The organism is Lysinibacillus sp. A1 (assembly GCF_000801965.1).
GTDB lineage: Bacteria > Bacillota > Bacilli > Bacillales_A > Planococcaceae > Lysinibacillus > Lysinibacillus fusiformis.
The window spans coordinates 81723-104916 of sequence record NZ_JSZM01000040.1; the positions used below are offsets into that span (position 1 = coordinate 81723).

28 protein-coding genes, 3 pseudogenes and 1 riboswitch are annotated in these 23194 nt (G+C 33.9%); of the genes and pseudogenes, 9 read left to right on the forward strand and 22 right to left on the reverse strand.

Features of this window, described 5'->3' with window-relative positions; translation table 11 throughout:
• Positions 1-5 precede the first annotated feature (5 nt).
• The 3 genes from PI85_RS22085 to PI85_RS22095 all read right to left on the reverse strand — a co-directional run bounded on the left by PI85_RS22085 (position 6) and on the right by PI85_RS22095 (position 3043).
• A complete protein-coding gene (locus tag PI85_RS22085) occupies positions 6-1343 on the reverse strand; it encodes a TrkH family potassium uptake protein (RefSeq protein WP_036126355.1) in 1338 nt (445 codons plus the stop codon).
• 169 nt (positions 1344-1512) lie between these two features.
• Positions 1513-1653, reverse strand: a riboswitch (cyclic di-AMP (ydaO/yuaA leader).
• 671 nt (positions 1654-2324) lie between these two features.
• Positions 2325-2687: a hypothetical protein gene (locus tag PI85_RS22090; RefSeq protein WP_036126358.1), complete on the reverse strand. Its 363-nt coding sequence runs from the start codon at positions 2685-2687 to the stop codon at positions 2325-2327.
• A 23-nt stretch (positions 2688-2710) separates the two neighbouring features.
• A complete protein-coding gene (locus PI85_RS22095; protein WP_144422582.1) occupies positions 2711-3043 on the reverse strand; it encodes a hypothetical protein in 333 nt (110 codons plus the stop codon).
• A 138-nt stretch (positions 3044-3181) separates the two neighbouring features.
• On the opposite strand from PI85_RS22095, the gene PI85_RS22100 reads away from it, so the two are divergent.
• A complete protein-coding gene (locus tag PI85_RS22100) occupies positions 3182-3442 on the forward strand; it encodes a hypothetical protein (RefSeq protein WP_036126363.1) in 261 nt (86 codons plus the stop codon).
• A gap of 179 nt (positions 3443-3621) precedes the next feature.
• Positions 3622-4221: a hypothetical protein gene (locus PI85_RS24555; protein WP_036126365.1), complete on the forward strand. Its 600-nt coding sequence runs from the start codon at positions 3622-3624 to the stop codon at positions 4219-4221.
• 93 nt (positions 4222-4314) lie between these two features.
• Here PI85_RS24555 and PI85_RS24965 read toward each other — a convergent pair.
• Positions 4315-4757, reverse strand: a pseudogene (locus PI85_RS24965) (transposase); the annotation flags it as partial.
• Positions 4758-5081: 324 nt separating this feature from the next.
• Positions 5082-5801: a DUF421 domain-containing protein gene (locus PI85_RS22115; protein WP_082011621.1), complete on the reverse strand. Its 720-nt coding sequence runs from the start codon at positions 5799-5801 to the stop codon at positions 5082-5084.
• 230 nt (positions 5802-6031) lie between these two features.
• On the opposite strand from PI85_RS22115, the gene PI85_RS22120 reads away from it, so the two are divergent.
• On the forward strand, positions 6032-6238 hold the full coding sequence (locus PI85_RS22120; RefSeq protein WP_036126368.1) for a hypothetical protein: 207 nt from the start codon (positions 6032-6034) through the stop codon (positions 6236-6238).
• Between the two features lie 328 nt (positions 6239-6566).
• Here PI85_RS22120 and PI85_RS22125 read toward each other — a convergent pair.
• Positions 6567-6905 (reverse strand): annotated as a pseudogene (locus tag PI85_RS22125) (RusA family crossover junction endodeoxyribonuclease); the annotation flags it as partial.
• A gap of 112 nt (positions 6906-7017) precedes the next feature.
• Positions 7018-7170 carry a hypothetical protein gene (locus tag PI85_RS24480; protein WP_158499488.1) on the reverse strand — a complete coding sequence of 51 codons (153 nt, stop codon included), beginning with the start codon at positions 7168-7170 and terminating at the stop codon, positions 7018-7020.
• 881 nt (positions 7171-8051) lie between these two features.
• Here PI85_RS24480 and PI85_RS22130 point away from each other — a divergent pair.
• Positions 8052-8360 carry a tyrosine-type recombinase/integrase gene (locus PI85_RS22130; protein WP_082011622.1) on the forward strand — a complete coding sequence of 103 codons (309 nt, stop codon included), beginning with the start codon at positions 8052-8054 and terminating at the stop codon, positions 8358-8360.
• 87 nt (positions 8361-8447) lie between these two features.
• Here the strand turns inward: PI85_RS22130 and PI85_RS22135 are convergent, their stop codons facing one another.
• The 8 genes and pseudogenes from PI85_RS22135 to PI85_RS22165 all read right to left on the reverse strand — a co-directional run bounded on the left by PI85_RS22135 (position 8448) and on the right by PI85_RS22165 (position 15224).
• The gene (locus PI85_RS22135) at positions 8448-9653 is read right to left on the reverse strand and encodes an EAL-associated domain-containing protein (RefSeq protein WP_036126374.1); all 1206 of its coding nucleotides are present in this window, start codon (positions 9651-9653) and stop codon (positions 8448-8450) included.
• Positions 9654-10109: 456 nt separating this feature from the next.
• Positions 10110-11213 (reverse strand): hypothetical protein, encoded by a 1104-nt coding sequence (locus PI85_RS22140; RefSeq protein ID WP_036126376.1) that lies wholly within the window; start codon positions 11211-11213, stop codon positions 10110-10112.
• 14 nt (positions 11214-11227) lie between these two features.
• A complete protein-coding gene (locus tag PI85_RS22145) occupies positions 11228-12559 on the reverse strand; it encodes an SPFH domain-containing protein (protein WP_036126377.1) in 1332 nt (443 codons plus the stop codon).
• Between the two features lie 146 nt (positions 12560-12705).
• A complete protein-coding gene (locus tag PI85_RS22150; RefSeq protein WP_036126380.1) occupies positions 12706-13080 on the reverse strand; it encodes a DUF423 domain-containing protein in 375 nt (124 codons plus the stop codon).
• Positions 13081-13091: 11 nt separating this feature from the next.
• Positions 13092-13517 carry a thioesterase family protein gene (locus PI85_RS22155; RefSeq protein ID WP_036126381.1) on the reverse strand — a complete coding sequence of 142 codons (426 nt, stop codon included), beginning with the start codon at positions 13515-13517 and terminating at the stop codon, positions 13092-13094.
• Between the two features lie 120 nt (positions 13518-13637).
• Positions 13638-13830, reverse strand: a pseudogene (locus PI85_RS24970) (phage terminase large subunit); the annotation flags it as partial.
• Positions 13831-14336: 506 nt separating this feature from the next.
• Positions 14337-14471, reverse strand: a complete 135-nt coding sequence (locus PI85_RS25135) for a hypothetical protein (RefSeq protein ID WP_255350117.1) — start codon at positions 14469-14471, stop codon at positions 14337-14339.
• Positions 14472-14840: 369 nt separating this feature from the next.
• Complete coding sequence (locus tag PI85_RS22165; protein WP_036126386.1) at positions 14841-15224, reverse strand: hypothetical protein; 384 nt, start codon at positions 15222-15224, stop codon at positions 14841-14843.
• A gap of 444 nt (positions 15225-15668) precedes the next feature.
• Here PI85_RS22165 and PI85_RS25140 point away from each other — a divergent pair, with 444 nt between their 5' ends.
• Both PI85_RS25140 and PI85_RS22170 read left to right on the forward strand, forming a co-directional pair.
• Entirely contained in the window at positions 15669-15791 is a 123-nt protein-coding gene (locus PI85_RS25140) for a hypothetical protein (RefSeq protein ID WP_255350118.1), read from the forward strand.
• Positions 15792-16237: 446 nt separating this feature from the next.
• Complete coding sequence (locus PI85_RS22170) at positions 16238-16951, forward strand: stalk domain-containing protein (RefSeq protein WP_036126388.1); 714 nt, start codon at positions 16238-16240, stop codon at positions 16949-16951.
• Between the two features lie 39 nt (positions 16952-16990).
• On the opposite strand, the gene PI85_RS24120 is transcribed toward PI85_RS22170, so the two are convergent.
• Together PI85_RS24120 and PI85_RS22175 are read right to left on the reverse strand one after the other, a co-directional pair.
• Positions 16991-17134 (reverse strand): RusA family crossover junction endodeoxyribonuclease, encoded by a 144-nt coding sequence (locus PI85_RS24120; RefSeq protein WP_082011625.1) that lies wholly within the window; start codon positions 17132-17134, stop codon positions 16991-16993.
• A 278-nt stretch (positions 17135-17412) separates the two neighbouring features.
• Positions 17413-17676, reverse strand: coding sequence for a hypothetical protein (locus PI85_RS22175; RefSeq protein WP_144422581.1), 264 nt, complete (start codon positions 17674-17676; stop codon positions 17413-17415).
• Positions 17677-18334: 658 nt separating this feature from the next.
• Between PI85_RS22175 and PI85_RS22180 the strand changes: the two genes are divergently transcribed.
• Complete coding sequence (locus PI85_RS22180; RefSeq protein WP_036126392.1) at positions 18335-18874, forward strand: hypothetical protein; 540 nt, start codon at positions 18335-18337, stop codon at positions 18872-18874.
• Positions 18875-19053: 179 nt separating this feature from the next.
• Here PI85_RS22180 and PI85_RS22185 read toward each other — a convergent pair whose 3' ends face one another.
• Positions 19054-19773, reverse strand: coding sequence for a hypothetical protein (locus PI85_RS22185; protein WP_036126394.1), 720 nt, complete (start codon positions 19771-19773; stop codon positions 19054-19056).
• 290 nt (positions 19774-20063) lie between these two features.
• On the opposite strand from PI85_RS22185, the gene PI85_RS25305 reads away from it, so the two are divergent.
• Positions 20064-20129 carry an S-layer homology domain-containing protein gene (locus PI85_RS25305; RefSeq protein WP_081937132.1) on the forward strand — a complete coding sequence of 22 codons (66 nt, stop codon included), beginning with the start codon at positions 20064-20066 and terminating at the stop codon, positions 20127-20129.
• A 140-nt stretch (positions 20130-20269) separates the two neighbouring features.
• On the opposite strand, the gene PI85_RS22190 is transcribed toward PI85_RS25305, so the two are convergent.
• The 4 genes from PI85_RS22190 to PI85_RS22205 form a co-directional block, all read right to left on the reverse strand.
• Positions 20270-20818 (reverse strand): GNAT family N-acetyltransferase, encoded by a 549-nt coding sequence (locus PI85_RS22190; RefSeq protein WP_036126395.1) that lies wholly within the window; start codon positions 20816-20818, stop codon positions 20270-20272.
• Positions 20819-20887: 69 nt separating this feature from the next.
• A complete protein-coding gene (locus PI85_RS22195) occupies positions 20888-21391 on the reverse strand; it encodes a GrpB family protein (protein ID WP_036126397.1) in 504 nt (167 codons plus the stop codon).
• Positions 21392-21460: 69 nt separating this feature from the next.
• Entirely contained in the window at positions 21461-21913 is a 453-nt protein-coding gene (locus tag PI85_RS22200) for a GNAT family N-acetyltransferase (RefSeq protein WP_036126399.1), read from the reverse strand.
• Between the two features lie 65 nt (positions 21914-21978).
• Positions 21979-22473, reverse strand: a complete 495-nt coding sequence (locus PI85_RS22205; RefSeq protein ID WP_036126400.1) for a GbsR/MarR family transcriptional regulator — start codon at positions 22471-22473, stop codon at positions 21979-21981.
• 194 nt (positions 22474-22667) lie between these two features.
• Here PI85_RS22205 and PI85_RS22210 point away from each other — a divergent pair, with 194 nt between their 5' ends.
• A complete protein-coding gene (locus PI85_RS22210) occupies positions 22668-23189 on the forward strand; it encodes a hypothetical protein (protein WP_036126402.1) in 522 nt (173 codons plus the stop codon).
• The last annotated feature ends 5 nt before the right edge of the window (positions 23190-23194 follow it).

Here is a 23194-nt window from a genome sequence, read left to right on the forward strand (position 1 = left end):
TTTATTTATCCAATCATTATTTTACCTTTTGGACGTCGGTATGCTTCCTGTTTACGTCTTTTAGTAATTGCAAAACCTAATGTAAGAGGTCCTAATCTCCCCACAAACATTGTTAAAATAATTATAAAACGACCAATTGGTGAAAGCTCAGGCGTTAACCCCATCGATAAACCAACAGTACCGAATGCTGAAGTGGCTTCAAATAGATACATTATAAATACATGACCTTTTTCCGTAATACTTAACATGAAAGTGACAACAACTACTATCATGATACCACTCATTGCGACAGTTAGTGCCTTTAGGATATTTTCAATAACAATACGACGTTTAAATAAAACTACTTCTTCTTTTCCTTTTAGTTGAGAAAGGGCAGTTATAATTAATACTGCGAACGTAGTGACTTTAATACCACCTGCAGTCGAACCTGATCCTCCTCCAATGAACATCAAAAAGATGGTTAAGAACAAGGTTGCATGAGTTAAATCTCCCATAGATAATGTATTAGCACCAGCAGTTCTAGGTGTAACACTATGGAATAAAGCGCCAAGACCTTTTCCTGTTGGAGATAAGGAACCTAATGTTTTTACATTATTATACTCAAATAAGAATATTAAAATAGTTGCTCCAACAATAAGGATAAGCGTTGTGCTTAAAACAACCTTTGTATGTACCGAGAAAGTACGAATTTCACGATATTCATAAAGTTCATTAATCACAATAAAACCTAATCCCCCTAAGATGATAAGAGAACTAATTGTTAAAACTACAATGGGATCGTCAACATAATCAGTTAAACTGTTAAACCCTCCCATTAAATCGAAACCAGCATTATTAAAATTTGAAATGGCATGGAAGAATCCATAATAGATTGCTTGACCAATAGACATATCAAATGAAAAACGAACGGCAAGCAATATACCACCAATACATTCAGTTATGACAGTGAAAATTAATATCCGTTTAACTAATCTAACTACGCCAGCAGTTGAATTTGTATTAAAAGCTTCTTTCAATAACAACCTTTCTTTTAAAGAAATTTTTTTCCCTAATAGAACAAATAAAAAGGTTGCAAATGTCATAAATCCTAGCCCACCTACTTGTATTAGGATTAGAATTACAATTTCTCCAAACAATGAAAATGTTTCACCGGTATCAACAACCACAAGACCTGTAACGCATGTAGCCGACGTAGCAGTAAATAATGCATCTAAAAATGCTAGACCTTTACCATCTTCTGTTGCTATAGGTAGAGTTAATAAAAAAGCACCTATAAAAATTAGAATAGCGAATCCCAAAACAAGAATCTTTGCAGGATCAAGATTTTCTTTTAAGCTCTTCATTTTTATCTCCTAAGTGTGGTACATAGTAATACATTACTTTACCCAAAATTTGAATTTATATGAATCATGTGCGGAATAAAAACCATTCGCAACCCTTTTATTGGAAAATAAAAAAAGACCGATCTAAACAAGCAATAAAAAATTACTTGAGTTAGGCGGTCTTCTTTATGACCTCCTTCGCTTTAGCCGACGAAGTTAGCTGACGGGTAGGATGGCGAAAGAGAATATCTCATCCTTTCTGCAAGGCAGAATTAACCCCAAAATAATGGGTCCTCCGTTCTCAATTGTTGAGATTTGGCCGATATTTTATTAGTTCTGATTTACGGAATTATTGTACTCCTTCATATAAATTTTGTAAACAAGGAAAATATTTATCTATGCTTATTAAACTAATCACTCCATTGGTGTATGTTGTAACATATTAAATATCGGAGGAATTCAATTAATATTCAAAATAAAGCTCTAGAAACATTTCTCGGTCTTCCTTAATTATAATTTTTTTATATAAGGTGTCACCTGATTTATGTTTATAGTTGGCCTTTTTTTATTGTCAAACTAAATTTACGAATTTAGGACGTTAATTACGTTTAATTTAGGATATCCAACATTTGATATTGTATCGGTATCAGTTTGAGCCTGCTCTTGAACCGGAGCTTGAAGTTGCGCTAGAATCTGAGACTGAACTTGGGCCTGAATTTGAGATTTATATTTATTTGCTCTTGAATTTGGGTCTGAGAACTCGAATATATGCAATTTAATTTTGTATCTGTACTACAATTATATATAAAGAAATTAACAAAACAGATTTTTGGCAAGTATTAATATTTGTGGAAATAAAAAAGTCAATGCTCAAATTAATGAGTACCAGGGTTTTGGTATTCATTTAGGTCACTCATCCAAAAGTGTTCTTGTTTTAGCAAATAAAATTTTTAAAGACCAGTTCAATTTGATGTGAACTGGTCAATTGTTGTAGAATATTAGTTAAGAATGGATCACTGGATTTGTTTCTCTTTCTCTTATAACTTCGCCATATGCTTCATCAATTTCATAAATCATCTTTGTCCATCTTTGATAATCTTCGTTTGATGCTGAATCATTAGCAAGAACAAACTTCGGATTCTCTTCCTGAGAGAATAATTTTTCAATTTCGTAATTCTTTATTTCTAATTTATCAGATAACACTTCCTTGACAATCCAATCTCTATCTTCTGCGAATTTCTTTAATTCATTAATATTCGAAACTGAAGGTAAATTATTATTTGAGCTAGATTTTAAAACTTTTTGTGGTGCATCTGCAAGTTGGTAATTTAAAAGGATACTTTCTGTATCTTCAGTTTCTAGCATCTTCCATATATCTCTTAATTCTTTTATAAATGCTTTAACCTCACTAATCTTTTCCGCGCCATCATTTCTGTCACCAAATACAAAAGCTCATCGACAGATAATTTCTTATGATCAACAATTGATTTTGCCATGGTATAGCAGAAAATATTTTCAGTTTCAGCAATAATACCTTTGGATGAGAATGTATACTTATAAAATTTAACATCTACCCGAACAATTACGAAGTTTTCAGGATAAACAAAAAACATTTTTTCTTCATATTCACCCATAGAACTGTTTCCAATCAAAGTGTCAAAAGCAGTTTCAACTATGCTTTTGAAACCCTCAATTACTCTCTCTTTACCTTTAAAAAACATCTCAATTGCATTTTAATAGAATCTGAAGATTTGGACCTTAAGTAGCTATATGCACATCACTAAAATATTCGTCTGTACAAAACATATCTAATTACCTAAAATGGTAAATAGTAGTTAGATATGTTGAGGTGAATACAAATGAATAATTGTCCTAATTGTTTAGCAAGTAATCCTTTTAAGAAAGTATATAAAGATGGTTTAGTATTTGTGAAATGTGAATATTGTAATACGATTTTTGAAGATACTTCAACGAAAAAATCGAGAGTAGTGTCAGAGAGAGTACGAAACGAAGTACAAAATGATGTGCAAAAAGAAAAATCTTCAGGTAAGGCTCTAGCAATTGGGATAGGACTTATGATCCTTTATTTTATTATTGATACTATATCTAAACTTTATTAAATTATAAAATAAAAGTTTGTTCTATGAACAAGGGTATTTATGCTATCTCGGTCTTTCTGTTAAAAGAATGAAAAAAGCCCAGGCACAAATATTTAAGTACCTGTACTTTTTTTATGTACAGGCATAATGAAGTTTCCTAAAATGGTAAATAGTAGTTAGATATATTGAGGTGAATACAAATGAATAATTGTCCTAATTGTTTAGCCAGTAATCCTTTTAAGAAAGTATATAAAGATGGTTTAGTAATTGTGAAATGTGAATATTGTAATACGATTTTTGAAGATACTTCAACGAAAAAATCGAGAGTAGTGTCAGAGAGAGTACGAAACGAAGTCCAAAACAAAGCCTCAAACGAAACAGATTTTCTCTCGTTGGGAATGTTCACTTTGATGAAAAAAATAGCAATAGTCGTTGCACTTGCTTTAGTAGTAGCTGTAGGAACATTTTATATATATACCAATATTATAGACTCAAGATATGAAAAAGAAGAATTCTTATATGGTTTTCCAGTACCAAAAGATGTGGAGATAAAATCTAAAAGCAAAATTGGTTCAGTAAGTTCATATATAATAACATGGGATAGAGTTTCTGGTAAAAGAATCCCAATCGATTATAAACTTATTATAATGAAGAATGGGTGGAAAATTAAAAAGGAAGGAGATTTCGAATTAGACGGAATTGCATACCATGCAGTTAAATATAAAAAAGAGGATGTTTTTGTTTCAATGGTTATCAGGGATCCAGATTCCTTAACTTTTACAGGCGTATCAGATAATTGAAAATAATGTAGAAGAATAAAAATAAATATAGACCAAGAAAGCAATTATGAACTGCCCCCCGTCAAGTAGACAGTGGAAATAATAAAAAATGTATTAAGCGGCTTGAGTCCTGAATTCTAACGGACTCAAGCCGCTTAATCTTTTTTGATAACGATGGTAATTATAAAAATGAATATAATCATCAATCGCTAGTTTTTACTCTTCATATGAATCGTACTTATGTAAATAATACTTCTCACACTTCAATGTGCCCCAAAATGATTAATTGGTCCGTTATCAATACATCGACCAATACGGGACATACTCTGTGTCATATTGGCAGCTTCCACAATTCGCTTAAATTCCTTCGATGTATATTGAAAACCTCGATCACTATGTATTAATGGCTGTTCGCCTAATTGTAATGATTGAATAGCTGATTTTATTGTTTTGAAAACAAGGGAATTATTATTCGAATGACCGAACATATATCTCACAATTGAACCATCATATAAATCGATAATTGGACTTAAATAAGCTTTTTTCCCATTTCCAAAGTTGTGGTATAATGCTAATGACTAAGCCATTATTCAAAGGGCATAAACCAATTCGAGCTGTAGTGTGTGACGACGTTATAGCATTTTTTTATTCTGAGATTGTTAATCTTTACTAATGAAGTAAGAAGTATAAATTTTCAATAAACAATCAAAATAAGTTTGCGTAGTGTTCCACTACTTAAAGGAGCTGCAGAGATACTCACTCTCTGCGGCTTTTTTGTTCTTATTTTGGAGAAAGATTTAGTTGTTGCTTTTTAATATTACATGCTTTCAAATGTTTCTTTTTTTATGACTGACCGAAATGAATAGCTAGGACAAGATGTATTAAAGGTCAGTTTGTCCCTTATTATCTTTCAGACTGATATACAATGAACCATTTGTTTGAACTTGGGCAAAATAAACATCCCTAACGTTATGAACCCTTTGCTTTTTCAATTTCTTATTAAGCCAGTCTTCAGTCAATTCAAGTTCAACCAAATTTTCGTAAATAAGCTGCCCATCTGAAATAACCTCTGTTGGCAAGTATGTTGGAGGCGTAACATCTGCTTTAACATCTTGTTTTGTAGCTGATTGTACTGAAGTTTTGTGTAAAACACTAAGCTTACCATCTGTCTCTAGTATTGCAAATTGTACATCTTGTACAGAAAAAATTGCTTGCTCCCTTAACATCATTGTTAGTTCATCCATATGCAACCGATTTTTCTTTAATCCAGATTCTAAAATTAGGCCATTTTGAATGACAATAGTCGGTTTGTCATCAAACAGTACTCGTGCTTTTTTAGATTTCAACGTAATGATGGTTATGAAAAAAGTTAAAAAGCTCCACCAAATTAATGATATCAATCCATCTAAAAAAGGTGTTTCAGCAACGGCTGCAATTTGAGATGCTATTGAACCAATCGAAATTCCTGTTATATAATGGAAAAAAGTAAGTTGGCCAAGTTGTTTTTTTCCAAGGATTCGTGCCAAAATAAGTAGTGTAAAAAACGAAAATAATGTTCTAAGAGTCATCTCCCAAAAATTAAGTGTGAAAAAGTGATCCATACAATATTTAGCTCCTTAAAACGTTGTTGAATAATAGCATGTACAAGAAACTCCTTCTAATGCTAAATTTATTTTCGAGAATTTGTTTAAAGGGCTAACCAATTCAAACTATAACATGCTAGAAGCTACGGTTTTTTCTTTTTCACTCGTTATAAGCAATTTGAAACCTTTTCCATTTGCATCCGTAAATTAATTACAACACTTTTTCTTTATTAGTTGGAGGTATTTAAATGGACTCTTTTGCACTTATGGCTTTTTCTTTTGCTTGTTTGTCATTTGTCTTTGCTATTTCAGCTGATTCTAAAATCAAAAAGTTAGAAAAACGTATCGAAGGACTCGAAAGAAAAGAAGTAATTTCTTTAATACATAGTAGGTTTATAGAGCGATGTTTTAGTCGCTCTTTTTCTGTTCCAAAGGCAATAAACTATAGAACCTAAGTTAACTAAGCATATAAATAGTAGTGTTAAGCTAAACTAGTTTAACAAAACCTCTCTTATTGGTAGGGTCATTGCTATCCCAAGCGACCTTACTCATATTGTTCACTTAAGAAAGCTCTAGCGTCTGCAAACGTTGCGGCTTTCTTAATGTATAAGGAACTTTGATTTGCACAAATTAACGTTGAGTGTATCGCACGCACTTACCAGATTGTGACGCTAGTTGACCGTCACATCATCCCTCAACAGGGTCGCTTTTATCTTGAGTGACCCTTTTACATATTGTTCAGTAACACACGAAAGGCCAGTACCTTTACCTTACCGTTATTATTTAGTTTAACGATTTCACGAACCTCACCAGTAGATAAGATGTATCGATTCTATACTTTTCTAGCCATTCAATCGTCACCTCGGCTCTAGGCTGATCTGAATAAAACTTACGAACATTTAGTTCAACGATTTGCGCGTCATCATACCAGATGATTTTACTCATCCCATCCTTTATGCCCTTAATCAGGTTATCTGTATCAGATTTCGTTGTAAGTCGTATTTCACCACTAGCTATTAATGCTCTTTTTGGTCCTGTATGGTATTTCTTCGGTGGCATGAGATAAATATCAGCTTGTAGCTTTATCGGTCCTGTAATCAATTCAGACGGCTTATTTTGCCATGCTACGAGCTTTGTCTTTGAAGTCCTTCCTTTTTGGCCGCGTCATGTGTGACAACATTTTACCACGTCTACTAAAACGAGGTTGTTCTTGCGGTTGTTGACTCCTGGTATTTCAAATGTGAGTACGTTCCACTTCTGAACCACACACTATACACTTTTCTTCTTGATAGCCCCAAGAATACTGATCATAAGCATCTGATTTCCCAAGCTCTCTACAAAGCGCAGAGAATATCTCTCGTTTGCGTTCTCTGAATATCCCAGTCATAAATACCCTCCATATTCGAAATTTTCAAATTTTTAATTTTAAATTAATAGCCTGAAATTGACCACAAATATTCAATTAATTATGGTACAATAATCCAGCAAGGAGGTTTTTATACAGTTATGGAAATATTATTTGGAATTATACCTATTTTCTTTTTATTAGTTTTTTATCTTGTACCAGTAGTATTTATAGTCTGGTTCGTGCTTAAAATCATTAATATCCAAAAAGAACAAACTGAAATTCTATTAAGAATTGCTGACAAGTTAGAAAAGTAATGTAGTATGGAGAGCTTCTTTAAAAAGCTCTCTAACTTCTCACAAACTGCAAAACTACCACTCACTTTGACAATTCGATAATTCGGATACCTAGTCCTGTACTCCAGCACCCAACTTCTGATTTCATCATTATCCTTTGTCTATTGGAATATCCATGCAGACAGAAGGACTTTTTGAGGTAATTTATTCATCTAACTGCCCCATCTAATCTAGTAGATATTCAATTTTTTGTAACTGCCACAATGTATGGATCATAGTAACGCCCTGTATTTTGAAAAATGATCTCTCGCTAAGCCTACACGCAAAAAGAGGCCTTAACTGCTCCAAAACTCGAAAATGTAATATTGACTACAAAATCTACTGAAAATGCTACACGTTATGCAATTTTACTAACATTGGCTACTACTGGGATGGTAAAGGTGAATTAGCAGGCCTTACATGGAACGATTTAGATTTCAAGCAAAATACCATATCAATTAGTAGAACACGTGATGAATACGGAGTTCCTTCACCCAAGACCCTAAATAGTATCCGTACTATTAATATGAGTGAAGAATTATCGGAGCATCTAAAAAGTTTTAAAATATGGAGTATTGAAATGAAAAAATTTACAACGTTAAATTAAAAGAAGATCATTATTTATTTATTACGGCTAACCTAGAACCAATTAGCAGTAATTATATATTAAAAATGTTTAATGCTTTAAAGAAGAAACATAATTTTGAACGTTTCTCAGCACATATTCTTCGTCATACATTTGTAAGTATTCTGATTGCAGAGGGAACCGCTGTAACTACAGTTGCAAAAATAATTGGGGCTACTCCTGAAATGGTGATGAGGGGTTATGCACATTCCCTTGCGGATGAGGAATTAAAGGCAACACAAATTCTTTCTTCTTTAATTAAAATTGAATAAATCATGATATACATCAAATTTGGGGTACAAAGTGGGGTACAAACATAGTTATACCCCTCAACCCTTGCTATATAAGCATTTCTAAGCTTACCTAAAAATACTGTGTTCATAAAGATAGTCATAGGAAAGATCAACAAACAAGTATTCATGTTCGTTGATAGCGATTGAAAAGGTTCTTGTAATTTCACCTGTTTCAATATCACGATAAAGCTCAGAAATTTCCCCACTTTGATCGTTACGCATTTTAATAATCGTTTGTAAGAAATATGGGCGCCAGCTCCAATTTTTGTTGATGGCACGGGGCTGCAACTCCCAATTCCCCTCTATTCTCATGACGTTTGGGGTTAATTGGAAGCCATCCTCATTACAAATATATAGTCTGAAAGAATAGTTATCCAGTAATTCAGCTAAATGTTCTAATTGTGAGGTATTATCACTCGTTGGTTTCACACGGTGAACAATCGCCTCCAATTCTTCTCTTAATTTCTTGAGCTGTAAAAATTGTGCCTCTAGCATTTTCTTTTCAGATGTAATAAATTGCTGGCATTCTTTTTTAAAGCGTTCTTTTAATACCTCTTTATCGACAAGGTTCATTGCAGGATTGGCTAAATAAGGACCTTGATAATAGCGTCCTCCGTTTTTCCAAGCAAATTGTAGCTGATAAACCGTTTCAATATCTTCGAATAATAGATTCGCACCTATTTTATAGGCAAGACTGCCAATTGCAGAAATCATATCGGATTGAGCAGACCAAGAATCATAGTTTAAATCACGTGTATTCACCTTTAAAATATGGGGCGCCAATAACGCAATATGCTCTAAATGACTTTCAGCTCCTACTTCCTGAACTGCGATTTTTACCCCAAACGTCGTAAAATACCTCAGTGCATGGTGCAGTTTATTAATATCTCCTAAAAATCGATGCTCAGATACGACAAATACGATGCGATTTAAATCTTCTTCTCCAATATATTGTTGGATGATATTAAAATGGCTTTCACCAAAATCTTGCATCAATAAATTAGGGTTACTAGGAATGTATATATCAATATCTGATGCAATTTCCTCAATTTGAGCTAGTGCTGCATGCAAAATTTTATGTTCCATATCTATTCGATATTCTTCTGGAATATCTTCATTATTGACGAAATCCTTTAAATTAATTTGCTGACCTTCAATTTGTAGATGTCCGGAAATTTCGTAGGCTATCACCGTATGCGCGTCTGCGCTAAATATCGGCTGATAATACCCATGTATTTGATCTAAATTCGTTAACACTTCAATTGCGTCCATCTTCGAAACCTCCATTATGAATAACCTTTTATTTGTTATTCAAAAATAACATTACATGTCTTTTAATAGCTAAAAAAATGCTCTCTGACTGTATAATAAGTTGTTTATTGTAAAATCGCAACTTCACTTAGTAACATTTCTGGCGTATCTGTCTGAAAGTTTCTCATCGTCTTCGTTGTCATCCTTATAATTCCCCATCATTTCTAATGAAATAGGTTCCTTTTTTACGCCATCTTGTCATTTTATGCTTTCGTTCTACCTAACATGTTATTTATTCAAGGCTGTTCGCTCTTTTTACTATTCATTATAATTTATGCTATGAGCTTCCCTAGCGGCTGGGATAAAGGATGATAATGATTCATAAAGTAGTCAATTACCTAGCATCAATGGACAATTTTATGAAAAAAGCAGTATTCCAAATGGTCAACTAAACCCCTGATGGAATACTGCTTATCGTTATTCAGACATGAAGAAATACCAAATGGCAGCTATCACTAGGATTGATAAGATAACAGCTATCGTTACACGTAGTGGTGATATTGGAGCATCCCCACCTACTCGACCTGTTTGCCCATTGACCATAAAGCGATAAATTTTCTCTTTATAACGGAAGGACGACAACCAAATCGGTAACATTAAATATTTGTATGTAATATCATCATGATTGGTCGAAAAACGTAAATTCGATACGACATCCGCGCTATTTTCCCAACGAATTTTTGAAGTGATCTGCGCATGAAGATGGTCATGGATATCCCTCTTGGCATGATTCCAGCCATCCTGTAAGCCAATGCTATATCTTTCAGACAAAAAGCCCGATACATACTCTGGTTTATAGGCCTTATTGTTTAAAAGATTAAAAGGCTCGATTTTTCGCATCATATTCTGATCATAGCGAGTCGTTGCACTTATTAAATGATCGTCGATAAATTCCTGATAAAAGCCACTTGTTGAATACCAATCTGTTTCTGTATGTGTTTTCCCATCTTTATCTGTAACGGTGCGATGTCGTCCATATCTGGCAGAATATCTGGAGCTTGTTTTTGTATCAAATGTCCAGTATGGAAGATAGACCCCTTTAAAGGCATCCGGCCTAGCACTAATCTTGGCAGCTTTCGGTGTAAACAATCTACCTTTTATCCACTTTTGAAAATGTTCCCCAGCTTGCTTATCTGTTACTTCAAATGCACATACACCATTTGGGGCTAGTGTGTTTTCAGCACTTGCTTCCATGACCTGATGGGAACCACAATAAGGACAACTGTCAGCCACCTGTAGTGCATCGTATATCGTTTCTGCCGCACAGGCTTCACAGACCACTGTTTTTTTCTCCACACCCCAATTGAAATTGCCTCGTTCCTCCGCTGTTAAAAAATCCATTTCTTGAGCAGCTTTTTCTTCTTCTTGCTCTGGCGTAGCTATTTCTGACTCAAAGCCACAATAAGGGCAAGAAAGCTTACCGGTCGCAGGATTAAATTCAATTGATGCACTACATGAAGGACATTCCGCATCAAAATCAAGCTTTACTTGTTTGACATTTTCAACCTCTTGCGTTGACATGAATCATCCTCTCCTTACTTCACGTCGTTTTCATCAAACACATCGCCACATTCAGGGCAGAATTTTGGCGGATTGGTAGGGTCCTCTGGCGCCCATCCGCATTTATCACATGCATATACTAACGCTCCTGTAGGCTTTTTTGTCCCACATTCACTACAGAACTTTCCTTTATTTATCGCACCACATGCACATGACCAACCTTCTTCAGCCGGTTTTGCCATTCCACAATTCGAACAAAATTTTCCAGTATTTTCATGACCACATGTACATGTCCACGCATTTGCTTCATTTGCTGTTTGATTTTGCAAAGCTGCTTGAGCCATTTGAGCCTGCTTATTTTGTTCATTCAGTTGATAAAGCTGACTTGCATTAACGCCACCAGCTTGTGCTGCCATGTTCATACCCATAAACCCTGACATTGCACCCGCATCATTGTTGGCAGCCGCAATCATCGCATCTGCCTGTGCCCCTGTTAAATGAGCAGCAGCCATCCCAGGATCACGCATCACAGCATTGCGTTGTAATTGTTTAATCATTGCCTCATCTTCTTCAGATGCTTTTAGTGTACTAATGCCAAATGACACCACCGCTAATCCTCGTGTCGCAAGCCATTTCTCTGATAATACTTTGTTAAGAGCATCTGCTAATGCAACTGTATGGGCAGGTATTTCACTATATCGAACGCCACTTGCTGAAATATGTGCAAACGCCGGTTGTAGCGCTGTCATTAATTCTGATTTTAACTGGCTATCAATAGAGTCACGCGTATATTCACGCTCTACATTGCCACAAACATTTGTATAGAATAATAGTGGATCTATAATTTTATAAGAATATTCCCCGTGACAGCGAATGGCAATATCAATATCTAGGCCAATATTGCGGTCAATTACACGGAAAGGAACAGGTGCAGGTGTTCCATATTTATTACCTACAATTTCTTTCTTATTAAAATAATACACTCGCTGATCTTTTGCAGGCTCTCCGCCAAATGTAAAACGTTTGCCAATTTGCTTGAACGTCTCCATAATTCCCTGAGACAGGTCTGAGCCATACATAATAGAGGGTTCAGTTGAGGTATCATAAACATACTCGCCTGATTCTGAAGAAAACTCTACGACCTTCCCCTGCTCAACGATCATCATGCATTGCCCTTCATTTATCGCAATAATAGATCCATTACTAATAATATTGTCATTGCCTTTATTCGACCCACGTTTGGACGTGCGCTTCACACCTTTCGTCACCAGCACATCTGTCGATAATGACTCACAATAGAAATATTCACGCCATTGATCCTCTAAAACGCCAGATAATGCGCCAACTCCCGCTTTTAATAAACCCATTTAATTTCCCACCTTCACATTAATGTTTAGCTTATTTTATCATCTATAAACAATATGTAATACGCATAATCAGCCAAATTGTTTCACTTTTCTTGATTCACGCATAAAAAAACGAGCAGCTCCTGTGAGAACTGTCTCGTTTTCTTTTATGAGAATGCCGCAATCGCTACAAGTACCCAAGCGACAATAAATAGCATTCCGCCTATGGGTGTAATCGCCCCAAGTTTTTTCACACCTGTCACTGCAAGGACATACAGGCTACCAGAGAAGAAAACAATCCCTGTAAACATTAAATATCCTGCCCATGAAAGCAGGCTAGAACTTCCTAAAAGCGCCTCATTCGAAAGAATAGCTAACCCGATAATCGCTAATGCATGATACATTTGATATTGCACAGCTGTTTCCCAAATGGCTGCATAATGAGGCGATGCAAATTTATCCTTGAGAGCATGCGCCCCAAAAGCACCTAAAATAACACCCAGACAGGCCAAAATCGCGCCTAACGCTAAAAACATTTCCATTTATGGCTCTCCTATTTTGCCACAACGGCAATTTCTTTATATTTTGCATCCCAAGCAGGATCCACTTTACTTAACGATACCGGACGCAATGTATCCTTATGAGCTAAAATATGTACAGACTGTGCAGTGGCCGCCACCGTACCATCCTCATGTAAAATTTCATAGCCATAAGTTGTTCGTAAACGGTCATGCTTTTCCACCCAAGTGCGAACCGTTGCCACCTGCCCGTAATGCATCGCAGCCTTATAGGAAATCGATAAATCCATAACGGGTGACACATAACCATCCTCTTCTAACGCCGCATACTTAAAGCCCGCATCACTTACAAGCTGCGTACGTCCAATTTCCATCCAAATGATGTAGTTTGCATGGTAGACAACGCCCATTTGGTCTGTCTCTGCATATCGAATTTCAATCTGTTTTTCACTCACAAACATTTTCTTCACCTCGACCTACATTATAGCGTAAAAATGTTGATTTGGTGGGGTTTTTGCTCTAAGTTAATGCTAACTGTGAAAAATAGAGGGGTACTTTTCTTGGTATTTAAAATAAGTGTGGATTTTTCTAATGATATCAGTAAACAAAGAGAATGTACTGTGTGTATCGTAAACTTCACGAACGACAAGAGCTGTACGTTTTTCTTCAAGTAATTTTATGTGCTACATGATAGGATTTCGATGAATCATACCCACCGACTAGGAGTTGAGTTTTACAACGCTCGAAAAGAAAGTCTTCGAAATGTGGATTCACCTCTTTTTCAACCGCAAGCGACTTTTACTCTACTCCTTTCCCTGTATTTCACATTCACATTTCGCATACATTATCTAGAAAAAGTAATAATCTCAAGGTTATTTTGTTTTTACGCCTTTCATTTCAAAAAGAATAAGAGATTAGATCAAACTTAAATCCCTCTAGTATATAAATTTAACCAATACTATTTTCTTTATTTACTTTAGTGCGTTTTGAAAAAGGCATACGCAAAAAAATGAAAATTAACATCCAAAAAATGCAACCTAATAAAATATGAATCCCGCTTTCATGTAGTTTTATACCCCCTTCGCTAAGCAAAACTCCCGTAAAAAAGCCTAAGAAAATCGCAGTCATTACCTCAAAAATTCCATTTTAATTCCACCTTTTGAATAATTTAGATATACCATAACAAATTAGGAGGTATAAAGTGGTCCTATTTTATTTAAAATAGTAGATTCGTAATTTAAATACTAATTCAACTTTATTCATGCTTTAAACTTATAGATCTAATTCATTTCCAAATATTTCTTGAATAAATTATTCACGTTTTTACCCACAATTTTAATTTCAATCAGTTCATTTTGTTCATAAGAATCAAACTCAACGATCTCCACTTTCGTTTTATCAATTGACAGTTGCATATGCTAAAGCCTGCGTTCATCATCCTGATCAGCCATCTCAACAAACTGACGAATAGAAGAACGCAACTCCCCGATCGCTCTCGATTGAGCAGTGAGTAGTTGCGCCTGTCTTTCCCACGCGAATTGGAATTCATATTCGACTTCCTCCCCCCATTCGGATCCTTATGCTTATGTATGGGCCGGCCAAGTATGTCATGTCATGTTCCGAACGAATTGTTCAGCGCTGGTCGCTCGTCGGTCGGTCTTTCCCTAACATTTAATTTAAATACTAAAATAGGAAAATATCACCTCACAGTATTACCTACGATTTTAAACTCTAGAATACTTAAAATGATTTATTTGGAACATCATAACATAGCAATGACAAATTCATTTTAGCGATTTTAAATAAACATTTATAGCTGTTTCTTTTGCAGTACTGATAGTTGAAGCATTATCATGACCTACGTAATAAATATAGTAGAAATGGTTTCCTCCAGTTTCATCACTGCCATTGTGATACCCACCCAAAATAAGGTAGTTGTTAATATTTTCATCATCGTCATCTTCTTGTATTATAGGTAATCCAAGTTGTAGTAACTTCGTTTCCAAATAATCTTGTTCATTTTTAAACACCATTGAATGCAAACCAAATTGATCTTCAACTAACACTCCATAGTCTTCTAAACATTCTAGAATTTCATCTCCATGTTCACTAAAGGCTTTATCTATAAAATTTAATCTATATTTTTTCTCTTTTGTCATTGTGTTCATAAAAATATCCTCCTTTAAAGAACATATATTCTACAAAAAAAGATCTCCTTCTCAAATTAATATAAAAGAAGTAACCCGAAGGTCAACATTATCATCTTATCAATTACTCGGTCTCTCACTCATTGTTAGCTTGTATGGCTCATATTTACAATCTAGCTCGTCTTTCATTCTCATTACTTGCATATGTTGTCATGATACTTCTTAATTGCCTTGTCTAGTTGGTAGCGATTTGGGTGGGTTTTCTCTGTTAACATAGGTTTGCCTCCTAAGTTGTTTTATAATTACTTATCTAACTAGCCTAAAAGTGCATAAACCAATTTGAGCTGTAGCGTATCCAAACGCTTCGGCTTTTTCCTTCTCAATCGTTATGAGCTATTTGAAACCTTTTCCTTTTGCATCCGTAAATTAATTAAAACACTTTTCTTTAGTATTGGAGGTATTTAAATGGACTCTTTTGCACTTATGGCTTTTTCTTTTGCTTGTTTGTCATTTGTCTTTGCTATTTCAGCTGATTCTAAAATCAAAAAGTTAGAAAAACGAATCGAAGAACTCGAAAGAATCAAGTAATTTTTTTAATACATAATAGGTTTATAGAGCGATGTTTTAGTCGCTCTTTTTCTGATTCAAAGGCAATAAACTATAGAACCTAAGTTAACTCAACATATAAATAGTAGTGTTAAGCTAAACTAGTTTAACAGAACCTCTCTTATTGGTTGGGCCACTACTATCCCAGGTGACCCTTCTCATATTGTTCACTTAAGAAAGTTGTAGCGTGTGCAAACGCTGCGGCTTTTTTATTTACTTGAAAAATCTAATAATTAAATAACAGTTGAGTAAATATTTCAAAGTGTACCATATTTTAAAAAACAATATTAAAAATTGTAAAAAATGTCCGATATTTTCAAAAGATAAGTAAAATTATTCACACAATACATATTTTAACAATGAATAAAGAATTATTGATAATGAGTAATAAGTCTTATCTAATTAAATTTATGGAGGAATAAGAATTTATGAAAAAAAAATTAATCGGATTTTCAGTAGCAGGTGCGCTTCTATTAGGAAGTGCGGGTGTTTACGCAAGCACCAATAGTAAGACACTCGAAGTGTTCTATAATGTAAAAAATATAAAAATTAACCAGGTTTCTAGGATGCCAGAAGATAAGCCTTTTACATACAATGGAACTACTTATGTTCCTTTGCGCTACATTAGTGAAGAACTCGGGTATCCAGTGGAATGGGATAGCTCCAACCAAACTATAAATATAGGCAAAACAAGTGATAAATCTGCCTTTTATCCTGGAAGAGATCTAGAATATATGAATTCTCAAAGTGATGGTTATAGTATTACATCTAGGTATTCATATGATAAAGATACTATTTTAGATAATATTGGAAACAAGTACAGTAATTACATTGCATTTAAATATGGATGGGGAAGTAGTGGAAATAACTTAGTTGAATTTCCTTTGAATGGTAACTTCAGCACTTTTAAATCTTCTTTAGGTTTAACTGAACAAGGTAAATCAACACCAAATGATTTAACTTTTGAAATTTACCTTGACGAAAAATTAAGTAAGAGTTACCCACTTTCTGCTGGTGATATGCCTCAAGATATTGAAATTAACCTTAAGGGTGCAAATAAAATTGGGTTTAAAGTAATTAAAGAAAAATCTGACTCATCTATCGCAGAAGTAGGTCTTTTCGATCCAAGATTTTACAAGTAATTGATATCAGGGGGGGGGATAATCCTCCCTCCAACTTCCTTACGTACCTTTATTACCCCCATTCAATCGCACCTCAGCCCTCCTCCGCTGCTCTGAATAAAACTTCCGTACATTCATCTCAACTATTTGTGAATCATCATGCCAAATAACTTTGTTACACCCATCTTTTATGCCCTTTATCAGGTTATCCGCATTAGGGTCTAGTTATCAGTCATAGTTAAGAAGAATAGGTTAGCTTTTTGCAAAGTATATACATCTAGTTAACATGTTTTTCTTATGGTGAATCGTTTTATAAAAATTCTCATTTATGAATTCACTCATTTTTACATAAGTTCAACATAATATAAGTGTTCAAATTAATATACATTATAAAATTGGAAGTTCATTATAAACTTCATAAGCATATGTATATTACTTTCTGATTCATAAAAAAAGAGCACCCTTTAAAAGGCACTCACTCTTTAAAGACTTGTAAATCTTCTTTCAGCATTGGAGATATTATAATAATTAGGATTAAATAGAATTGCATTAGGTTCGTTTGTGACTTCCATAGATATATAATCTAGTTCTCCATTTTTTTCATAAGAAAAAATTAAGAATTTTTCTTCAATCATACTTTTCTTTTCCTTTGCTCTACCGGCTATAATAGCACCTAATACACCAAACAGAACATAGCCTCCTACAGCTACACCAGCACTAATTACATAACTTAACATTATTTGCAAATAAACAGCCTATGTCTTAAATCCCTATTATTAAATAATACACACCAAATACCCAGATACTCAATTGAGCCTCTGGTCTTTACTTCGCTGTCTTTAAAGCCATATTCACATAAGTAATCACTGATCCTAACCAACTATGGCAACAATGAGATCAAAAATATTCATCAGTTTTCTCCCACCTTACTAGTCTAATTTTTTATGCTCAATTTACAACTATACAATTCATACTGATTTTCCTAAAATAGTAATTAGAAGAAGAGATTGAGAGGTGTATTTTGTTGAATAAATGTCCTAATTGTTTAGCCAGTCATCCGTTAAAGAAAGTATAAATATATAAAGATGGCTTAGTATTAAAAAAATGTGAATATTGTAATACGATTGTTGAAGATACAACACAGAAAGAAGTGACGGTAAGAGTACAAAACGAAATCCAAAATGATGGAAAGAAAAGAAATTCTTCACGTAGGCTTTAGCAATTGCGACAGCACTTATGATCATATATTTTATTATAGAAACCTTCTCTAAGTTATTTTAATTTTAAAAACTAGTATATTTAGAAGGCAAAATTAGTGAATACCTATACTTTTTCGTTATGTACACACATAATAAGATTGCTTAAAATGGTAAATGGCTCATCAAAAGTTAAGGAGAGGGATTTATGAAAAATTGCCCTAACTGTTTAGCTGCAAATTCATATAAAAAATTCTACAAAGAAAATATAGATATATACGTATGTGAATATTGTGGTGCAGTTTCAGAAGATTATACAATAATAGAAAAAGAAACTTATTTAGAATATAATCATTCAGAAAAAGTCAGGGAGTCCGAAAACAAAACCTATTATTATAGAGAGGTAGCTCCATCAAAATGGCCTAAAAAAATCGCCTTAATTGTGATTAGTATAATAGGGTTATTGATAATCGGACAATCGATAGAAATGATCTTTTCAGAAGAGGAAAAACCGACAAAACAAATTTCAACCATTACGCCGGAAATGTTTCAAAAGCTCAAAATTGGTATGAGTGAAGATACCGTAAAAGAAATCGTAGGATATGGTGCATTGCACAAAGATGAAAATAAACTTAATTATAGAGGAAAAAACGGTGTAGAAGAAAATTCTATGGTAAGTTTAGAATTTAATAATGGCAAGCTAGAAGCTATTTATGAATTTGGATTGATTACAAAAAGGAAATATTAATATGGATATCTATAAATCATTTCTTACAATACATATAGAAGAAATTTTTTATATTAAGACCACGACGGCATATCATTTAGCTGTCTTGGTCTTTGTTGTTCTATAGCCGCATTTACAATTCTTTTCTATACTTTTCAAAGCTAATTTCCAATACAAAAAAGAGCACCAATTTTGGCACTCTAAAGACTCGTAAATCTTCTTTCGTTATTGGAGAGATTGTAATAATTTGAATTAAATAAGTTTGCATTAGGTTCATTAGTAACTTCCAAAGATATATATTTTTGTCCATCATTCTTTTCATAAGCAAAAATTAAATACTTTTCTATGACAGTGCTCGTTTTTTCTTTTGCTCGTCCACCAATTATAGCACCTAACGAACCAAAAACATTATCCCCCGCTATAGCTCCTCCAGCACTACTTACCCAACTTTTTTGAATCTCAACATCTGTTTTTATTAGAATATCGGTAACTTTATTTATTTCTAACTCGATTGTGTCTTGACCCCTTTCAAAAATGACTTTATCTGTGCATCTGTAAACAAAGATTTCAGCACCTTCAGCAATTGGTAAACCAGCTGTATGTTTTACTTTAATACATAAATCTGCATTGAATAGTTGTTGTCGAGCTCTTGAACCAAGTACTTTACTCTCTGCATCGAATTGTTCTCTCTTTCTATTAGCTTCTCTTTGTTTGCGTGCTTTTATAGCTTCAGCACTATATGTTCTTCCATAAAGTAGAATTAAAAATCCCCCAAATAGAGCAACAAGTACCGATACAATAGCTGAAATTATAATGTCCTCACCATTATATCCTTTGGTGTTTAAAAATGTGCTAGACAAACCATACAAGAAATATATTCCAACTAATGAAATGATTATTAGGTGAAGAATTCTTTTCATCTAATCCCTCCTTATACACAAATATACATAATTCGGGGAGAATTCACCAGAGCTGTAATGATAGTTACAATAGCTAAATTTATTTCTTTGATATATCAGCCGATGGAAATTGGACAATGACATTATAATAAGTAGATAAATTGTAGTTATCTTCTAAAATGATAGTGGTAACATATGTTCATTAAAAAATGCCCTGGCTCAAAATTAATTGATTGCTGGACATTTTTTAACACTGTAGTTGAGAATTTTTTAGATGTAAATAAAAATCATTACGTTTATGAAGCGATTAAGTGGGCATTGCAAGTGGCTATCCAGATGGTACATTCAAACCAAATGTAGAAATAACAGAATCCTAATTCGCAAAAATGTTGGCGAAGTTCTTGGCAATTAAAGTTTTTAAACTAGGTACTCTTTTGAGCATCTGGGTATTTGTTAAAGCTATCACCATCAAAACTCCGTAAGTTTTCGACGGCAACGCACCATCTAAACCATATTGTTATTTACTCCTATCATTTTTCAGGATAGAGTACATCAATAAATCATCAAATTTTCCACATGTATATTCATAATGTCTTAACAACCCTTCCTTTATAAAGCCCTGTCTTTCTACTAGCTTTTGCGAAGATATATTTGCTGGTTCAATCAATGCCTGGATTCTTTCTAACTGAAGATGTTGAAAGCCATAGTGAACAACTGCTTCTAATGCTTCACTTGCAATCCCTTGCCCCCAGTAAACCTTGCTTAATTCATATCCGACTTCAGCTCGATAATGTTTTGTAAGCATATTGAGAAAACCACAGCTACCTATAACCGTCCCTGTATCTTTCATTGTTATTCCCCATCTTACTCCTGTAGCTTCTTTGTATATTGATTTATACCACTTAATTTCTTCTTCAACGTCTTCTATGTTTTGACAGGGTGAAATACCCATAAATTTAACAACATCTTTATCAGATAAATAGGTAAATACATCATACGTATCTTCTGTCGTTATTTCTCTTAAAAATAATCTTTTTGTTTCAAGTGTTGGGAAATTCCTTTCCATAGACAATTGCCCTCTCTAATAATATGATTAATATTTAGGCTTTTCAGGATTCTATACTTGTAGTGAATTTTATTTAACGTATTTTTCAAACTCAGGTGTCTTCATCAATCCTTGGAAAAACTCATCTTTTGCTTCTCTATAATCATCCATTGATTTACCTTCATATTCCTTCTTTAAATTATCATATTCTTCACGATAATTTTTATTTTCCAATAAGACATCTCTAAATTTCCATAGAAAATCAAAATCAGCATCAATAACTGTTAATTGCACTCCTAAAGGTGGATTAGTTGCATCATCTTTAAATGCTCTAAAAGTATCAGTTTTAATACTCTCTTCATTTATTTCATATAGATTTGAAAGAAGTTCCACAGCTTTCGCAAATTGATTAGCATAAACGCGGACCTGAATGTCTAGATCACCCTTAGTTATGGTATTTGGAATTGCTGTGCTGCCGACGTGCTGTATATCTACATCGGGTAAAAGCATTTTTATCTTATTTTTTTGTAATAAAAAAGTTTTCTCAGCTTGTTCATTAAATAGTTCACTATCATAAAAATTTACTTTTTCCATATGAATCTCCATTCTGTAATTTTTATGCTTCCCCTATATCAAAGGATAACTCCATTCTTTTAGCGTTCTTTAATTAACTTTAACCTTCATGAGAGGAAGGCTCCGATCAGGAAATACTGTAGATGGCGTAGAACCAATATTTAGTGCGCCCATTTTTAAATAAAATCCTTCTGCATTGGGATCACTATCTATTGTAAATTCACGTAACTCTAACTCCTTAGCTTTATTCAATAAATGATTCCATATTATTTTCCCTAGCCCCTTACCAATATAGTCAGGATCTAAGAATAGTGCATCTAATTTTTGTTCATTAATGGCAAAACTATAAAATGCAACTACTTTGTTATCACTTTCAATTAAATAAACAGAATTGTTTTCTATATAGTCTTTTGTTACAGTTAAAGCATCTTTTTCTTTACATTTTTGAAGAAAATCTTCAGTATATCCCCAGTAAGCTTTTGATCTATAAGCTAAATTACTTAATATATTACTATCTGCAACCTGAGCTCTTCGAAAGAACATGTAAATACCTCCTATGAATGCTTTTCTATAATGAATTTCGCTAAGTGTTTTAAATTCCTATTTTCCTAACCATTATTACCTCTTTTAGATCTCCATTCATCCTCGATCCCCTCTATTCGCTGAAAAACAAGCTGATAGATTAAATGGAAATCCTGTATTCTTTTTTTAGCTACATGATAGTCATCTAATTGGTCTTCCTGAATTTCGGACTTTTCTGGCCAGTTTGCTAATATACTTTCAGTACCTGATAAAAATTGCTTCATTTTCGCTAAAAGTGTTTCAGCCATTATTAGACTATTATCATCCGCTACATAATAATAATCTCTTCGATCACTTATTTTCGACTTTTTCACAGACAAACCACCTGCTTCTAAATCACGTATTCGGATGCTGACTGCAGCTTTTGTGACTTCTAATTGATTAGCCATTTCTTGTAAACTTAATGGTTTAGATGAAAACAATAAAAGAGTAAAAAGTCTTGCAGCTAATAAATTTCCACCGTCCGCACTTACTTTCACTAATTCATCACTAAATTGATCTTGTAATTTTTGTAAATTCAATATTTTATCCCCCGACGTTAATGAAGTTGTTAACGTTATTAACGATAATATAATTATATATAGATGTCAACTTACGCACTTATTTAATTTGGTACCATTCTCTTTAGAATTACTATTGTATGGTTATTAATTCAAATCATGTTGAGAGATTGGCATATACTACTTTAAATAAGTAAAATAGGAGGGTTTTAGAAATGTCACGTAACCGTACACATCAGGGGTGTTGTCAAAGCGAAACGAACTATTTTCCTAAAATCACAGCTCTTCCAGGCCCCATTATACCTGTGGTTCCCCCTGAGAGAGGTGTTTTAGGTTATGGTTCCTTACGGGGAGATACATTAGGTCTTTTATCGCCTGGATCGACGCCAGTTACATTTCATGAAGTTGGTCCGTTATCAAACATTAGCGCTAGCCCATCTGGCAACGAATTAATCGTTCAAAGCAATGGCGTATATCAAATCACGATTTCCGTTAATGCTCAAGCAACAGCAGAACCTGAGCCTAGTCAACCATTTTTCACTGTTAGTATTACAGTTAATGGGCAGCCTATTTTTTTAGAAGGCATAGCCGTTTTTAATGTGGTCAATAGAGGTAGTTCAGCCTACACCGTTCAGGCTTCGTTAATGGCCGGAGACATTGTGGGAGCAAGTGCCGCATCAGATTCTCCAATTGCTAGTTACGCCAATCGTTCCTTAACCATTATTCAATTAAGTTAAAAATA

Excerpts from the sequence above, each read along its gene's own strand:
- PI85_RS22085 (WP_036126355.1), bottom strand. The coding sequence starts at position 1,343 with ATGAAGAGCTTAAAAGAAAATCTTGATCCTGCAAAGATTCTTGTTTTG.
- PI85_RS22090 (WP_036126358.1), bottom strand. The coding sequence starts at position 2,687 with ATGCTAGAAACTGAAGATACAGAAAGTATCCTTTTAAATTACCAACTT.
- PI85_RS22095 (WP_144422582.1), bottom strand. The coding sequence starts at position 3,043 with ATGTTTTTTAAAGGTAAAGAGAGAGTAATTGAGGGTTTCAAAAGCATA.
- PI85_RS22100 (WP_036126363.1), top strand. The coding sequence starts at position 3,182 with ATGAATAATTGTCCTAATTGTTTAGCAAGTAATCCTTTTAAGAAAGTA.
- PI85_RS24555 (WP_036126365.1), top strand. The coding sequence starts at position 3,622 with ATGAATAATTGTCCTAATTGTTTAGCCAGTAATCCTTTTAAGAAAGTA.
- PI85_RS22115 (WP_082011621.1), bottom strand. The coding sequence starts at position 5,801 with ATGGATCACTTTTTCACACTTAATTTTTGGGAGATGACTCTTAGAACA.
- PI85_RS22120 (WP_036126368.1), top strand. The coding sequence starts at position 6,032 with ATGGACTCTTTTGCACTTATGGCTTTTTCTTTTGCTTGTTTGTCATTT.
- PI85_RS24480 (WP_158499488.1), bottom strand. The coding sequence starts at position 7,170 with ATGACTGGGATATTCAGAGAACGCAAACGAGAGATATTCTCTGCGCTT.
- PI85_RS22135 (WP_036126374.1), bottom strand. The coding sequence starts at position 9,653 with ATGGACGCAATTGAAGTGTTAACGAATTTAGATCAAATACATGGGTAT.
- PI85_RS22140 (WP_036126376.1), bottom strand. The coding sequence starts at position 11,213 with ATGTCAACGCAAGAGGTTGAAAATGTCAAACAAGTAAAGCTTGATTTT.
- PI85_RS22145 (WP_036126377.1), bottom strand. The coding sequence starts at position 12,559 with ATGGGTTTATTAAAAGCGGGAGTTGGCGCATTATCTGGCGTTTTAGAG.
- PI85_RS22150 (WP_036126380.1), bottom strand. The coding sequence starts at position 13,080 with ATGGAAATGTTTTTAGCGTTAGGCGCGATTTTGGCCTGTCTGGGTGTT.
- PI85_RS22155 (WP_036126381.1), bottom strand. The coding sequence starts at position 13,517 with ATGTTTGTGAGTGAAAAACAGATTGAAATTCGATATGCAGAGACAGAC.
- PI85_RS25135 (WP_255350117.1), bottom strand. The coding sequence starts at position 14,471 with ATGCAACTGTCAATTGATAAAACGAAAGTGGAGATCGTTGAGTTTGAT.
- PI85_RS22165 (WP_036126386.1), bottom strand. The coding sequence starts at position 15,224 with ATGAACACAATGACAAAAGAGAAAAAATATAGATTAAATTTTATAGAT.
- PI85_RS25140 (WP_255350118.1), top strand. The coding sequence starts at position 15,669 with ATGGACTCTTTTGCACTTATGGCTTTTTCTTTTGCTTGTTTGTCATTT.
- PI85_RS22170 (WP_036126388.1), top strand. The coding sequence starts at position 16,238 with ATGAAAAAAAAATTAATCGGATTTTCAGTAGCAGGTGCGCTTCTATTA.
- PI85_RS22180 (WP_036126392.1), top strand. The coding sequence starts at position 18,335 with ATGAAAAATTGCCCTAACTGTTTAGCTGCAAATTCATATAAAAAATTC.
- PI85_RS22185 (WP_036126394.1), bottom strand. The coding sequence starts at position 19,773 with ATGAAAAGAATTCTTCACCTAATAATCATTTCATTAGTTGGAATATAT.
- PI85_RS22190 (WP_036126395.1), bottom strand. The coding sequence starts at position 20,818 with ATGGAAAGGAATTTCCCAACACTTGAAACAAAAAGATTATTTTTAAGA.
- PI85_RS22195 (WP_036126397.1), bottom strand. The coding sequence starts at position 21,391 with ATGGAAAAAGTAAATTTTTATGATAGTGAACTATTTAATGAACAAGCT.
- PI85_RS22200 (WP_036126399.1), bottom strand. The coding sequence starts at position 21,913 with ATGTTCTTTCGAAGAGCTCAGGTTGCAGATAGTAATATATTAAGTAAT.
- PI85_RS22210 (WP_036126402.1), top strand. The coding sequence starts at position 22,668 with ATGTCACGTAACCGTACACATCAGGGGTGTTGTCAAAGCGAAACGAAC.